Below are 12,182 nucleotides of genomic sequence, written 5' to 3' on the forward strand. Positions count from 1 at the left end.
CTTCCTAGAACTCGAGTCCGGCTTCGCGGGCGGCGTCGGCAAGCGCGGCGATACGCCCCGCGTACTTGTTGCCACCGCGGTCGAAGACGACCTTGGACACGCCCGCGGCCTTCGCGCGCTCGGCGAGGAGAGCGCCGACCTTGCCGGCCAGGGCGCTCTTGTCACCCTCGGTGCCCCGCAGGGAGGCGTCGAGCGTGGAGGCAGAGACGAGCGTGTGACCCTTGAGGTCGTCCACGATCTGCGCGGTGATGTGCCGCGTGGACCGGGTGACGACCAGACGGGGACGCTCGGCAGTGCCGCGGACGTTCTTGCGGACCCGGAAGTGCCGACGCGCCTTCCCGACGGCGCGCTTGGAGGCGACTCCGCCCCCATTGCGGCGCTTGAGCAGCGTGGCGGTCACTTCTTACCTGCCTTTCCAGCCTTGCGGCGGATGACCTCGCCCTGGTACTTGACACCCTTGCCCTTGTACGGCTCCGGCGGGCGGATCTTCCGGATGTTCGCGGCGACCTCGCCGACGAGCTGCTTGTCGATGCCGGCGACCGTGAACTGCGTGGGACGCTCCACCGAGAAGGTGATGCCGTCCGGCGCGGGCACGTTGACCGGGTGCGAGAAGCCCAGGGCGAACTCGAGGTCCTTGCCCTTGGCGGTCACGCGGTAACCGGTGCCGTTGATCTCCAGGGTCTTCTTGTAGCCCTCGGTGACGCCGACGATCATGTTGGCGACCAGGGTACGCGAGAGACCGTGCAGCTCCTTGGCCTTGCGGTCGTCGTTGGGGCGGTTGACGACCAGCTCGCCGTTGTCCGCCTTCTCGACCGTGATCGGTTCGGCGACGGTGTGCGAGAGCTCGCCCTTGGGGCCCTTGACCTTGACGGTCTGGCCCGAGATGGTGACGTCGACGCCGGCCGGGACCGGGATCGACTTACGTCCGATTCGCGACATGTCAGAGTCTCCGTTACCAAACGAAGGCGAGGATTTCCCCGCCAACGCTCCGCTTGCGGGCCTGCCGGTCGGTCAGCAGCCCCTGGGACGTCGAAACGATCGCGACACCCAGGCCGCCGAGCACCCGGGGAAGCTCGTCGGACTTGGCGTACACCCGGAGACCGGGCTTGGACACGCGCTTGATGCCGGCAAGGCTGCGCTCGCGGTTCTGGCCGTACTTGAGCTCAACGACCAGTCGCTTGCCGACTTCGCCTTCAGCGGGCTCCTCGGCCGACCAGGAGGCGATGTAACCCTCGGCCTTGAGGACCTCGGCGATGTTCGCCTTGATCTTCGAGAAGGGCATGGTCACCTTGTCGTGGTACGCCTGGTTGGCGTTACGCAGACGCGTGAGCATGTCTGCGATCGGGTCCGTCATCGTCATGGGTATTCGTCAACCTTTCTCGCCGGGGTTCCCAGGGATTCCCCGGGCCTACGGCGAAGCGGTATTACAAGCTTGGATTACCAGGAAGCCTTGGACACGCCCGGCAGCTCACCACGGTGCGCCATCTCGCGGATGCACACGCGGCACAGGCCGAACTTGCGGTAGACCGAGTGCGGGCGCCCGCAACGCTGGCAGCGGGTGTACGCACGCACAGCGAACTTCGGCTTCGCGGCAGCCTTGAGGATCAGGGCCTTCTTCGCCATGCTCAGTTCTCCTTGAACGGGAAGCCCAGGAGCTTGAGCAGCTGCCGGCCCTCCTCGTCGGTCGTGGCGGTGGTCACCACCGTGATGTCCATGCCCCGGGTGCGATCGATCCGGTCCTGGTCGATCTCGTGGAACACCGACTGCTCGGTCAGGCCGAACGTGTAGTTGCCGTGCCCGTCGAGCTTGCGCCCGTCGAGGCCGCGGAAGTCGCGGATACGCGGCAGCGCGATCGACAGCAGCCGGTCCAGGAACTCCCACATCCGGTCGTTGCGGAGGGTGACCTTCGCGCCGATCGGCATGCCCTCACGCAGCTTGAACTGCGCGATGGACTTGGTCGCCCGCCGCACCAGCGGCTTCTGACCGGTGATGGTGGTCAGGTCCCGCACGGCGCCGTCGATCAGCTTGGCGTCGCGGGCGGCCTCACCGACACCCATGTTCACGACGACCTTCACCAGGCCGGGAACCTGCATGGGGTTGCCGTACTTGTACTGCTCCTGAAGCGCGGGGATGACCTCGCCGCGGTACTTCTGCTTCAGACGGGGCAGAGTCTTGGTCTCGGTAGCGGCAGTCATCACAGGTCCTTACCGGTGCTTCGCGCGATACGGACCTTCTGGCCGTTCTCGTCCGTGCGGTAGCCGACGCGCGTCGGCTTGCCCTGGTCGTCCACGATCTGCACGTTGGAGATGTGAACGGGGGCTTCCTGCGTGACGATGCCACCGGTCTTCGAACCACGCTGCGTCGTACGGATGCGCTCGTGCTTCTTGATGCGGTTGACGCCCTCGACGAGGACCTTGTCCTGACGCGGGAAGGCCGCGATGACCTTGCCCTTGGCGCCCTTGTCCTTGCCGGCGATGACGACGACCGTGTCGCCCTTTTTGATCTTCATGATCAAAGCACCTCCGGCGCCAGGCTGATGATCTTCATGAACCGCTTGTCGCGCAGCTCGCGGCCGACCGGGCCGAAGATGCGCGTACCGCGGGGGTCCCCGCCGTCCTTGATGATGACGGCGGCGTTCTCGTCGAAGCGGATGTACGAGCCGTCCGGACGGCGCTTCTCCTTGGCGGTGCGAACGATGACCGCCTTGACGACGTCACCCTTCTTCACACCGGCACCCGGGATGGCGTCCTTGACCGTGGCCACGATGACGTCGCCGATGCTCGCGTAGCGGCGACCGGAGCCGCCCAGTACGCGGATGCACAGGATTTCCCGGGCACCCGTGTTGTCGGCGACGCGCAGTCGCGACTCCTGCTGGATCACGTCTGTCTCCTATGTCTGCCAGTTCTCCGGAAAGGTTCTTCCGAAGCTTGGCGGAACGATGGTCGCTGGGCCGGCTCGCGCCGGCCCAGCGGACTCACTTGGCCTTTTCGAGGATCTCCACGATGCGCCACCGCTTGGTGCGGGACAGCGGACGGGTCTCCATCAGCGAAACCCGGTCGCCCACGCCGCAGGCGTTCTGCTCGTCGTGCACCTGAAGCTTGCGGGTGCGACGGAGAACCTTGCCGTAGAGGGCGTGCTTGACACGGTCCTCGACCTCGACGATGACGGTCTTGTCCATCTTGTCGCTGACCACGAGGCCCTCGCGCACCTTGCGCTGGCTCCGCGGCGCAGCAGCAGCGTTCTCACTCATGCTGTCACCTCACTCGGCGCGGCCGAGAGCCCCAGCTCACGCTCACGCATGATCGTGTAGATCTTCGCGATGTCCTTGCGGACCACCTGCAGCCGACGGTGATTGTCGAGCTGACCGGTCGCGCCCTGCACGCGAAGATTGAACAGCTCCGCCTTGGCCTCCCGCAGCCGCGAGACCAGCTCCTCTTCGGAGAGCTCGCGCAGCTCGGCTGCCTTAACGCCCGCTGCCATCAGTTTTCACCCACTTCGCGTGTCACGATGCGGCACTTCATCGGGAGCTTGTGGATCGCGCGACGCATCGCTTCGCGCGCGATCGTCTCGTTCGGGAACGACATCTCGAAGAGGATGCGTCCCGGCTTGACGTTCGCCACCCACCACTCCGGCGAGCCCTTGCCGGAACCCATGCGGGTCTCAGCGGGCTTCTTGGTCAGCGCCTGGTCCGGGAAGATCGAGATCCACACCTTGCCGCCACGCTTGATGTGACGGGTCATGGCGATACGGGCCGACTCGATCTGCCGGTTGGTCACGTACGCCGGCTCCAGAGCCTGGATACCGAACTCACCGAAGACCACCCGGTTGCCGCCCTTGGACGCGCCGTGGCGGTCCGGGTGGTGCGGCTTGCGGAAGCCCTTCGGGGGCTTACGCGGCATCAGCATGTGTCAGCCCTCCTGCTGCGTTTCGGCCGCAGCCGGAGCAGCGGCGGTGTCGGTCGGCTCGGCGGGCGTCGAGGCGGCCTGGGCCTGAGCGGCCCGACCGGCCTCGGTGCCACCCGCGGTCGTCCCGGACGAACCGGAACGGCCCCGGCGCGGCCGCTCGGGGCGGTCGCCACGGTCGCGGCGCGGACGTGCGGGCGCCTCGGGGGCGACCTCGCGGCCCGGGACGGCGTCGCCCTTGTAGATCCAGACCTTCACGCCGATGCGACCGAACGTCGTACGGGCCTCGAAGAAGCCGTACTCGATGTTGGCGCGCAGGGTGTGCAGCGGAACGCGACCCTCACGGTAGAACTCCGTGCGGCTCATCTCCGCGCCGCCGAGGCGGCCGGAGACCTGCACCCGGATGCCCTTGCAGACCGGGTTCTTCATCGCGGACTGCATGGCCTTGCGCATCGCCCGGCGGAAGCTGACCCGGCTGGACAGCTGCTCGGCGACGCCCTGAGCCACGAGCTGCGCGTCCGACTCCGGGCTCTTCACCTCGAGGATGTTGAGCTGGACCTGCTTGCCGGTGAGCTTCTCGAGCTCACCGCGGATGCGGTCGGCCTCCGCGCCCTTACGGCCGATGACGATGCCCGGCCGGGCGGTGTGGATGTCGACGCGGACCCGGTCACGGGTGCGCTCGATGTCCACCTTGGAGATGCCGGCGCGCTCGAGGCCCTTGGACATCATCCGGCGGATCTTGACGTCCTCGCCGATGTAGTCCTTGTAGAGCTTGTCCGCGAACCAGCGGCTCTTCCAGTCGGTGGAGATGCCGAGCCGGAACCCGGTGGGGTGAACTTTCTGGCCCATTACTCGGCACCCTTCGTGCTGCTCTGAGACTCTGCGGCGTCAGCCGCCCGCGGAGACTCTGCGCTCTGGGACTCGGCCGGCTCGGCCTCGGCGGCAGGCGCCGACTTGGCCGGAGCGGCCTTCTTCGCGGCGGCCTTGCGGGCCGGTGTGGCGACCTGGACGGCCTCCACCGCGACGGTGATGTGACAGGTGCGCTTGCGGATCCGGTACGCCCGGCCCTGCGCCCGCGGCCGGAACCGCTTCAGCGTCGGACCCTCGTCGACGAACGCCTCACTGACCAGGAGCGCGTCCGGGTCGAGCCGCTCGTTGTTCTCGGCGTTCGCGATCGCGCTGGCGAGCACCTTGTAAACCTGCTCACTCGCAGCCTGCGGCGCGAACTGCAGGACCGTGAGAGCCTCCTTCGCGGGCAGACCGCGGACGAGGTTGATCACACGGCGCGCCTTGTTCGGCGAGATGCGCACGTGGCGCGCAACCGCCCGCGCGCCCGGAAGCGCCGGAGCGTCGCCCTTGACTGGCATCGCTGTAACCCCTTGTTCTTATCCGTGGACTGCTTAGCGACGACGGCTCTTGCGGTCGTCCTTCTCGTGACCCTTGAACGTACGGGTCAGAGCGAACTCGCCGAGCTTGTGCCCGACCATGGCCTCGGTGATGAACACCGGGACGTGCTTGCGCCCGTCGTGCACGGCGATCGTGTGCCCGAGCATGTCGGGGATGATCGTCGAGCGCCGCGACCAGGTCTTGATGACGTTCTTCGAGTTCTTCTCGTTCTGGACTTCCACCTTCTTGAGCAGGTGGTCGTCGACGAACGGGCCCTTCTTCAGGCTGCGAGGCATCTTTTAACTCCCGTTACCCGCGCTTGCGGGTGGCGTAGCGGCGGCGAACGATCATGCGGTCGCTCGGCTGGCCCTTGCGGCGGGTACGGCCCTCCGGCTTACCCGCCGGGTTCACCGGGTGGCGACCACCGGAGGTCTTGCCCTCACCACCACCGTGCGGGTGGTCGATCGGGTTCATGGCGACACCACGGACGGTCGGGCGCTTGCCCTTCCACCGCATGCGGCCGGCCTTGCCCCAGTTGATGTTCGACTGCTCGGCGTTGCCGATCTCGCCGACGGTCGCGCGGCAACGGATGTCGACGCGACGGATCTCACCGGAGGGCATACGCAGCGTGGCGTACACACCCTCGCGGCCCAGGAGCTGGATGCCGACGCCGGCCGAACGAGCCAGCTTGGCGCCACCGCCGGGACGAAGCTCCACACCGTGGACAGTCGTACCGACCGGGATGTTGCGCAGGGGAAGGTTGTTCCCCGGCTTGATGTCGGCGCCCGGGCCGGACTCGACGCGGTCGCCCTGCTTCAGGTCCTTCGGCGCGAGGATGTAGCGCTTCTCGCCGTCGGCGTAGTGCAGCAGCGCGATGCGCGAGGTGCGGTTGGGGTCGTACTCGATGTGAGCGACCTTGGCCGGCACGCCGTCCTTGTCGTTGCGCTTGAAGTCGATGATCCGGTACTGCCGCTTGTGGCCGCCGCCCTGGTGCCGCGTGGTGATGCGGCCGTGGACGTTGCGTCCACCCTTCTTGGGCAGCGGGGCCAGCAGCGACTTCTCCGGCGTCGACCGGGTGATCTCAGCGAAGTCGGCGACGCTCGAGCCGCGACGGCCCGGCGTGGTCGGCTTGTACTTACGGATAGCCATGATTCACAAACCCCTTAGCTGACCGGGCCGCCGAAGGCCTCGATACGGTCACCGTCAGCCAGCTTCACCATGGCGCGCTTGGTCGCCTTGCGCTGACCGAAGCCGGTGCGGGTGCGCTTGCGCTTGCCCTCGCGGTTCGCGGTGTTCACCGTCAGCACGCGGACGTCGAAGATCTGCTGGATCGCGATCTTGATCTGGGTCTTGTTCGCGTCCGGGTGGACGAGGAACGTGTACCAGTTCTGGTCGAGAACGCTGTAGCTCTTCTCGGAGACCACGGGCGCGATGATGATGTCGCGCGGGTCGGCGATCGTGCTCACTTGTTCCCCTCCTCGGAGGCCTCTGCCGGAACGCCGAGGAACTCCTCGAGCGCTTCCTTGGTGAAGACGACCTCGTCCGCGACCAGCACGTCGTACGTGTTCAGCTGGCCGGCCTCGATGAGGTGCACGGTCGGCTCGTTGCGCAGCGACAGCCAGTTCAGCTCGTCGTAGCTGCTCAGCACGACGAGGACCTTGACGGACTCCGTCGCCTTGCGCAGCGTCGCGACCGCGGCCTTCGTGTTCGGCTTCTCGCCGGTCAGGAACGCCTCGACCACGTGGACGCGTCCCTCGCGGGCCCGGTCGGAGAGGGCGCCACGCAGGGCGGCGGCCTTCATCTTCTTCGGGGTCCGCTGGCTGTAGTCGCGCGGCACGGGACCGTGCACGACGCCACCGCCGGTGAACTGCGGGGCGCGGATCGAGCCCTGACGGGCGCGGCCGGTGCCCTTCTGCTTGTACGGCTTCTTGCCGCCACCGGCGACCTCGCCGCGCGTCTTCGCCTTGTGCGTACCCTGGCGGGCGGCGGCGAGCTGGGCGACGACGACCTGGTGCATCAGCGGGATGTTCGCCTGCACGTCGAAGATGTCGTCGGGCAGCTCGACCGAGCCGGCCTTCGCGCCCTCGGCGTTGATCACGTCAACCGAGCTCACTTGGCACCACCCTTCTTCTTCGCCGCCGTACGGACCAGGATGAGCGCGCCCTTGGGGCCGGGAACGGCACCCTTGATCAGCAGCAGGTTGTTGTCGGTGTCGACGGCCTGCACCGTGAGGTTCTGCACGGTGAAGCGCTTGCTGCCCATGCGGCCGGCCATCCGGGTGCCCTTGAAGACACGACCCGGGGTGGCGCAGGCGCCGATGGAGCCCGGCGAGCGGTGCTTGCGCTCGACACCGTGGCTCGACTTGAGGCCGTGGAAGCCGTGCCGCTTCATGACACCGGCGTAGCCCTTGCCCTTGGTCTTACCGGTGACGTCGATCGGCGAACCGACCGGGAACGTCTCGACGGTGACCTCCTGGCCGAGCTCGTACTCACCGGCGTCGGTGGTCCGCAGCTCGACGACGTGGCGCCGGGGCGACACGTTCGCCTTCGCGAAGTGGCCGCTCTTCGGCTTGCTCACCTTGCGCGGGTCGATCTGGCCGTAAGCCAGCTGCACCGCGGAGTAGCCGTCCGCCTCGGGCGTGCGGACCTGGGTCACGACGCACGGGCCGGCCTGCACCACGGTTACCGGGACGACCTTGTTGTTGTCCCAGACCTGGGTCATGCCGAGCTTGGCGCCCAGGATGCCCTTCACTTGCCTGTCCATTGTCCGGTCCCTACAGCTTGATCTCGATGTCGACGCCAGCCGGCAGGTCGAGGCGCATGAGCGAGTCGACCGTCTTCGGAGTCGGGTCGATGATGTCGATCAGCCGCTTGTGCGTGCGCATCTCGAAGTGCTCGCGCGAGTCCTTGTACTTGTGCGGCGAACGGATCACGCAGAAACGGTTGATCTCCGTGGGCAGCGGCACCGGGCCAGCAACCTGCGCCCCGGTCCGCGTCACCGTCTCGACGATCTTTCGCGCCGAGGAGTCGACGACCTCGTGGTCATAGGCCTTGAGCCGGATGCGGATCTTCTGTCCCGCCATGGTGGCTTCTGTTTCCTTCTCTCGATGCCGCTACGTGCGAAAGCGGTGGCCCTCGCATGCCCGCAGGACCGTTGATCCTGCGTTGTCCGACCCCCGCGGTCGGGCGTGTCGCGCTGTGGAACCAGGCTCCGCCCCAAGGTTCTGGAGCGGTCAGGCCCGCGGAGAAGCTCCCGGGGAGCTACCCCATCCGTCGGGATCGGGGCGGCCGGCGGCTTGAACACACGCCGGACACCGGGCGAGGGTGGTCGGCTGCCAAACTGCAAAGGCTGCCAACCACCCTGCGCGGACGCAACCTGACTAGTATGCCGTATCGAATGCGGCAACGCTAATCGGGGTCACCACTGAGGGTTGCCCACGGCGGTCGTGAGAGGTACATCACGCCCGCCGCGGACGATCCTCAATTCACTTGTTGATCTTCGTGACCGTTCCGGCGCCGACGGTGCGGCCACCCTCACGGATCGCGAACTTCAGACCCTGGTCCATGGCGATCGGCTGGATCAGCTTGACCGACATGGTGGTGGAGTCGCCCGGCATGACCATCTCGGTGCCCTCGGGCAGCGTGACGACGCCGGTGACGTCCGTGGTGCGGAAGTAGAACTGCGGGCGGTAGTTCTGGAAGAACGGGGTGTGCCGACCGCCCTCTTCCTTCGAGAGGATGTAGACCTGGCCCTCGAACTCCGTGTGCGGGGTGCTCGTGCCGGGCTTGACCACGACCATGCCGCGCTCGACGTCCTCGCGCTTGATGCCGCGGAGCAGCAGGCCGACGTTCTCACCCGCGCGGGCCTCGTCGAGCAGCTTGCGGAACATCTCGATGCCGGTGCAGACGGTCTTCGTCGACTTCTCGCGGATGCCGACGATCTCGACCTCCTCGTTCGGCTTGAGGATGCCACGCTCGGCGCGACCGGTGACGACCGTGCCACGACCGGTGATCGTGAAGACGTCCTCGATCGGCATGAGGAACGGCTTGTCGGTGTCCCGCTCGGGCTGCGGAATCGCGGTGTCGACCGCGTTCATCAGCTCGAGGAGCTTGCCGCTCCACTCCTTGTCACCCTCGAGCGCCTTCAGGGCGGAGACGCGCACGACCGGCACGTCGTCACCCGGGAACTCGTAGGTGCTGAGGAGCTCGCGAACCTCGAGCTCGACGAGCTCCAGGAGCTCCTCGTCCTCGACCATGTCGCTCTTGTTCAGCGCGACGACGATGTACGGAACGCCGACCTGGCGGGCCAGGAGCACGTGCTCCTTGGTCTGCGGCATCGGGCCGTCGGTCGCGGCGACCACCAGGATCGCGCCGTCCATCTGCGCGGCACCGGTGATCATGTTCTTGATGTAGTCGGCGTGGCCGGGGCAGTCCACGTGCGCGTAGTGCCGCGCCGCGGTCTGGTACTCGACGTGCGCGATCGAGATCGTGATGCCGCGGGCCTTCTCCTCCGGCGCCTTGTCGATCTCGTCGAACGGCGTGTACGGGTTCAGGTCCGGGTACTCGTCGTGCAGGACCTTCGTGATGGCCGCAGTCAGCGTCGTCTTACCGTGGTCGATGTGACCAATGGTGCCGATGTTGACGTGCGGCTTAGTCCGCTCGAACTTCGCCTTCGCCACTTGTGTCCTCCTGTGGACTGTGGTTTCTCTTCTCGCCCGGCACGCCGATAAGGCGATTGGGACTCTGTCGACTGCTTGTGCGCGTGCGGTCCTCGACGGACCGCACGCGCCTCAACGCATCAGGCGCCGGTGGCCTTCGCGATGATCTCCTTCGCCACGCTCTGCGGAACCTCGGCGTAGGAGTCGAACTGCATGCTGTAGCTAGCCCGGCCGGCCGTCTTCGACCGCAGGTCGCCGACGTAGCCGAACATCTCCGACAGCGGCACCAGGGCCTTGACGACTCGGGCGCCGGAGCGCTCCTCCATCGACTGGATGATGCCACGGCGGGAGTTGAGGTCGCCGATGACGTCGCCCATGTTGTCCTCGGGCGTGGTCACCTCGACGGACATCATCGGCTCGAGCAGCGCGGGGTCGGCCTTGCGGGCCGCCTCCTTCATCACCATCGAGCCGGCGATCTTGAACGCCATCTCGGACGAGTCCACCTCGTGGTACTGGCCGTCCAGCAGGGTCAGCTTGACGCCGACCAGCGGGTAGCCGGCGAGCACGCCGTACTGCATCGCGTCCTGCGCACCCGCGTCCACCGAGGGGATGAACTCCCGGGGGATGCGACCGCCGGAGACCGCGTTGACGAACTCGTACGTGGGGCCGTCCGCCGCGAGCGGCAGGGGCTCGAGCTTGACGATGACCTTCGCGTACTGGCCCGAGCCACCGGTCTGCTTCTTGTGGACGTAGTCGAGCTTCTCCACGGTGCCGCGGATCGTCTCGCGGTACGCCACCTGCGGCTTACCGATGTTGGCCTCGACGTTGAACTCGCGCCGCATGCGGTCGACGAGGATGTCGAGGTGCAGCTCGCCCATGCCGGCGATGATCGTCTGCCCGGTCTCCTCGTCGTTGAAGACGCGGAAGGTCGGGTCCTCCTCGGCCAGACGCTGGATCGCGGTGCCCAGCTTCTCCTGGTCCGACTTGGTCTTCGGCTCGATGGCGACCTGGATGACCGGCTCCGGGAACGTCATCGACTCCAGGATGACCGGGTTGGCCGGGTCGCTCAGCGTGTCACCGGTGGTGGTCTGCTTCAGACCCTGGACGGCGATGATGTCGCCGGCCTGCGCGGTCTGCCGCTCCTCACGCTTGTTGGCGTGCATCTGGTAGATCTTGCCGATCCGCTCCTTGCGGTCCTTGGTGGAGTTGACCACCTGGGAACCGGACTCGAGCGTGCCGGAGTAGACCCGGACGTACGTCAGCTTGCCGAGGTGCTTGTCGGTCTGGATCTTGAACGCCAGGGCCGAGAAGGGCTCGGAGTTGGAGGGCTTGCGCTGCAGCGGCGTCTCGCCGTCGGTCGCGGTGCCCTCGATGGCCGGGATGTCCAGCGGCGACGGCAGGAAGTCGACCACGGCGTCGAGCATGGGCTGAACGCCCTTGTTCTTGAACGCCGAGCCGCACAGCACCGGGTTGGCCTTGCTGGCGATCGTGGAGCGCCGGATGGCGGCCTTGATCTCGGCCTCGGAGAGCTCCTCGCCCTCGAGGTACTTCTCCATGACCGCGTCGTCGACGTCGGCCAGGGTCTCGATGAGCTTCTCGCGCCACTCGGCGGCCGAGTCGGCGAGGTCGGCCGGGATCTCCTCGACCGCGTAGTCCTCGCCCTTCTGGGTCTCGCCGCGCCAGGTCAGCGCGCGCATGCCGATCAGGTCGACGACGCCGACGTGGTCGCCCTCGAGGCCGATCGGGATCTGCAGCACGAGCGGGGTGGCGTTGAGCCGGTCGATCATCATCTGGACGCAGCGGAAGAAGTCCGCGCCGGTCCGGTCGAGCTTGTTGACGAAGCACATCCGGGGCACGTGGTACTTGTCCGCCTGCCGCCAGACGTTCTCGGTCTGCGGCTCCACGCCGGCGACACCGTCGTAGACAGCGACCGCACCGTCGAGCACACGCAGCGACCGCTCGACCTCGACCGTGAAGTCGACGTGGCCGGGCGTGTCGATGATCTGGATCGTGTGGCCCTTCCACTCGCACTTCGTGGCGGCGGAGGTGATGGTGATACCGCGTTCCTGTTCCTGCTCCATCCAGTCCATGACGGCCGCGCCCTCGTGGACTTCACCGATCTTGTACGTGATGCCGGTGTAGAACAGGATGCGCTCGGTCGTCGTGGTCTTACCAGCGTCGATGTGCGCCATGATGCCGATGTTGCGTACGTTGGCGAGCGCGTCTGCGGCAGCCAC

General features: G+C 67.0%; 20 protein-coding genes. All 20 read right to left on the reverse strand.

Going from position 1 to position 12,182, the window contains the following annotated elements; all coding sequences use genetic code 11:
* Window positions 1–4: 4 nt before the first annotated feature.
* Window positions 5–400, reverse strand: coding sequence for a 50S ribosomal protein L18 (rplR, locus tag CLV70_RS33475; RefSeq protein ID WP_106130629.1), 396 nt, complete (start codon window positions 398–400; stop codon window positions 5–7).
* Complete coding sequence (gene rplF, locus CLV70_RS33480; protein ID WP_106130630.1) at window positions 397–939, reverse strand: 50S ribosomal protein L6; 543 nt, start codon at window positions 937–939, stop codon at window positions 397–399. Before rplF ends, rplR begins: the two co-directional genes overlap by 4 nt.
* A gap of 13 nt (window positions 940–952) precedes the next feature.
* Window positions 953–1,360 carry a 30S ribosomal protein S8 gene (gene rpsH / locus CLV70_RS33485; RefSeq protein WP_106130631.1) on the reverse strand — a complete coding sequence of 136 codons (408 nt, stop codon included), beginning with the start codon at window positions 1,358–1,360 and terminating at the stop codon, window positions 953–955.
* A 77-nt stretch (window positions 1,361–1,437) separates the two neighbouring features.
* A complete protein-coding gene (locus CLV70_RS33490; RefSeq protein ID WP_106130632.1) occupies window positions 1,438–1,623 on the reverse strand; it encodes a type Z 30S ribosomal protein S14 in 186 nt (61 codons plus the stop codon).
* A 2-nt stretch (window positions 1,624–1,625) separates the two neighbouring features.
* On the reverse strand, window positions 1,626–2,195 hold the full coding sequence (gene rplE / locus CLV70_RS33495) for a 50S ribosomal protein L5 (RefSeq protein ID WP_106130633.1): 570 nt from the start codon (window positions 2,193–2,195) through the stop codon (window positions 1,626–1,628).
* A complete protein-coding gene (gene rplX / locus CLV70_RS33500; RefSeq protein ID WP_211303996.1) occupies window positions 2,195–2,515 on the reverse strand; it encodes a 50S ribosomal protein L24 in 321 nt (106 codons plus the stop codon). Before rplX ends, rplE begins: the two co-directional genes overlap by 1 nt.
* Entirely contained in the window at window positions 2,512–2,880 is a 369-nt protein-coding gene (gene rplN / locus CLV70_RS33505) for a 50S ribosomal protein L14 (protein WP_015619002.1), read from the reverse strand. The genes rplX and rplN overlap by 4 nt, the downstream gene beginning before the upstream one ends.
* Before the next feature lie 94 nt (window positions 2,881–2,974).
* Complete coding sequence (gene rpsQ / locus CLV70_RS33510) at window positions 2,975–3,250, reverse strand: 30S ribosomal protein S17 (RefSeq protein WP_106130635.1); 276 nt, start codon at window positions 3,248–3,250, stop codon at window positions 2,975–2,977.
* Window positions 3,247–3,480, reverse strand: coding sequence for a 50S ribosomal protein L29 (gene rpmC, locus CLV70_RS33515; protein WP_106130636.1), 234 nt, complete (start codon window positions 3,478–3,480; stop codon window positions 3,247–3,249). The genes rpsQ and rpmC overlap by 4 nt, the downstream gene beginning before the upstream one ends.
* On the reverse strand, window positions 3,480–3,905 hold the full coding sequence (gene rplP / locus CLV70_RS33520) for a 50S ribosomal protein L16 (protein WP_023358180.1): 426 nt from the start codon (window positions 3,903–3,905) through the stop codon (window positions 3,480–3,482). Before rplP ends, rpmC begins: the two co-directional genes overlap by 1 nt.
* 3 nt (window positions 3,906–3,908) lie before the next feature.
* A complete protein-coding gene (gene rpsC, locus CLV70_RS33525; protein WP_106130637.1) occupies window positions 3,909–4,751 on the reverse strand; it encodes a 30S ribosomal protein S3 in 843 nt (280 codons plus the stop codon).
* On the reverse strand, window positions 4,751–5,269 hold the full coding sequence (gene rplV / locus CLV70_RS33530; protein ID WP_106130638.1) for a 50S ribosomal protein L22: 519 nt from the start codon (window positions 5,267–5,269) through the stop codon (window positions 4,751–4,753). The genes rpsC and rplV overlap by 1 nt, the downstream gene beginning before the upstream one ends.
* 33 nt (window positions 5,270–5,302) lie before the next feature.
* Window positions 5,303–5,584 carry a 30S ribosomal protein S19 gene (rpsS, locus tag CLV70_RS33535; protein ID WP_020513590.1) on the reverse strand — a complete coding sequence of 94 codons (282 nt, stop codon included), beginning with the start codon at window positions 5,582–5,584 and terminating at the stop codon, window positions 5,303–5,305.
* 13 nt (window positions 5,585–5,597) lie between these two features.
* Window positions 5,598–6,437 carry a 50S ribosomal protein L2 gene (gene rplB, locus CLV70_RS33540; RefSeq protein ID WP_106130639.1) on the reverse strand — a complete coding sequence of 280 codons (840 nt, stop codon included), beginning with the start codon at window positions 6,435–6,437 and terminating at the stop codon, window positions 5,598–5,600.
* Between the two features lie 14 nt (window positions 6,438–6,451).
* Window positions 6,452–6,754, reverse strand: coding sequence for a 50S ribosomal protein L23 (gene rplW, locus CLV70_RS33545; protein WP_106130640.1), 303 nt, complete (start codon window positions 6,752–6,754; stop codon window positions 6,452–6,454).
* Window positions 6,751–7,401: a 50S ribosomal protein L4 gene (gene rplD, locus CLV70_RS33550; RefSeq protein ID WP_106130641.1), complete on the reverse strand. Its 651-nt coding sequence runs from the start codon at window positions 7,399–7,401 to the stop codon at window positions 6,751–6,753. The genes rplW and rplD overlap by 4 nt, the downstream gene beginning before the upstream one ends.
* On the reverse strand, window positions 7,398–8,051 hold the full coding sequence (rplC, locus tag CLV70_RS33555; protein ID WP_106130642.1) for a 50S ribosomal protein L3: 654 nt from the start codon (window positions 8,049–8,051) through the stop codon (window positions 7,398–7,400). Before rplC ends, rplD begins: the two co-directional genes overlap by 4 nt.
* Window positions 8,052–8,061: 10 nt before the next feature.
* Entirely contained in the window at window positions 8,062–8,370 is a 309-nt protein-coding gene (rpsJ, locus tag CLV70_RS33560) for a 30S ribosomal protein S10 (RefSeq protein WP_007073037.1), read from the reverse strand.
* 402 nt (window positions 8,371–8,772) lie between these two features.
* On the reverse strand, window positions 8,773–9,966 hold the full coding sequence (gene tuf / locus CLV70_RS33565) for an elongation factor Tu (protein WP_106130643.1): 1,194 nt from the start codon (window positions 9,964–9,966) through the stop codon (window positions 8,773–8,775).
* 119 nt (window positions 9,967–10,085) lie between these two features.
* Window positions 10,086–12,182, reverse strand: a complete 2,097-nt coding sequence (gene fusA / locus CLV70_RS33570; RefSeq protein ID WP_106130644.1) for an elongation factor G — start codon at window positions 12,180–12,182, stop codon at window positions 10,086–10,088.

The sequence above is a fragment of the Pseudosporangium ferrugineum genome (genome assembly GCF_003002065.1).
Classification (GTDB): domain Bacteria; phylum Actinomycetota; class Actinomycetes; order Mycobacteriales; family Micromonosporaceae; genus Actinoplanes; species Actinoplanes ferrugineus_A.

What these genes read in the sequence shown, in the direction of transcription:
- rplP (WP_023358180.1), bottom strand. Translation starts at nt 3,905, where the DNA reads ATGCTGATGCCGCGTAAGCCCCCGAAGGGCTTCCGCAAGCCGCACCAC.
- rpsC (WP_106130637.1), bottom strand. Translation starts at nt 4,751, where the DNA reads ATGGGCCAGAAAGTTCACCCCACCGGGTTCCGGCTCGGCATCTCCACC.
- rpmC (WP_106130636.1), bottom strand. Translation starts at nt 3,480, where the DNA reads ATGGCAGCGGGCGTTAAGGCAGCCGAGCTGCGCGAGCTCTCCGAAGAG.
- rplV (WP_106130638.1), bottom strand. Translation starts at nt 5,269, where the DNA reads ATGCCAGTCAAGGGCGACGCTCCGGCGCTTCCGGGCGCGCGGGCGGTT.
- rplE (WP_106130633.1), bottom strand. Translation starts at nt 2,195, where the DNA reads ATGACTGCCGCTACCGAGACCAAGACTCTGCCCCGTCTGAAGCAGAAG.
- rpsQ (WP_106130635.1), bottom strand. Translation starts at nt 3,250, where the DNA reads ATGAGTGAGAACGCTGCTGCTGCGCCGCGGAGCCAGCGCAAGGTGCGC.
- rpsS (WP_020513590.1), bottom strand. Translation starts at nt 5,584, where the DNA reads ATGCCTCGCAGCCTGAAGAAGGGCCCGTTCGTCGACGACCACCTGCTC.
- rplF (WP_106130630.1), bottom strand. Translation starts at nt 939, where the DNA reads ATGTCGCGAATCGGACGTAAGTCGATCCCGGTCCCGGCCGGCGTCGAC.
- rpsH (WP_106130631.1), bottom strand. Translation starts at nt 1,360, where the DNA reads ATGACGATGACGGACCCGATCGCAGACATGCTCACGCGTCTGCGTAAC.
- rplB (WP_106130639.1), bottom strand. Translation starts at nt 6,437, where the DNA reads ATGGCTATCCGTAAGTACAAGCCGACCACGCCGGGCCGTCGCGGCTCG.
- rplC (WP_106130642.1), bottom strand. Translation starts at nt 8,051, where the DNA reads ATGGACAGGCAAGTGAAGGGCATCCTGGGCGCCAAGCTCGGCATGACC.
- rpsJ (WP_007073037.1), bottom strand. Translation starts at nt 8,370, where the DNA reads ATGGCGGGACAGAAGATCCGCATCCGGCTCAAGGCCTATGACCACGAG.
- CLV70_RS33490 (WP_106130632.1), bottom strand. Translation starts at nt 1,623, where the DNA reads ATGGCGAAGAAGGCCCTGATCCTCAAGGCTGCCGCGAAGCCGAAGTTC.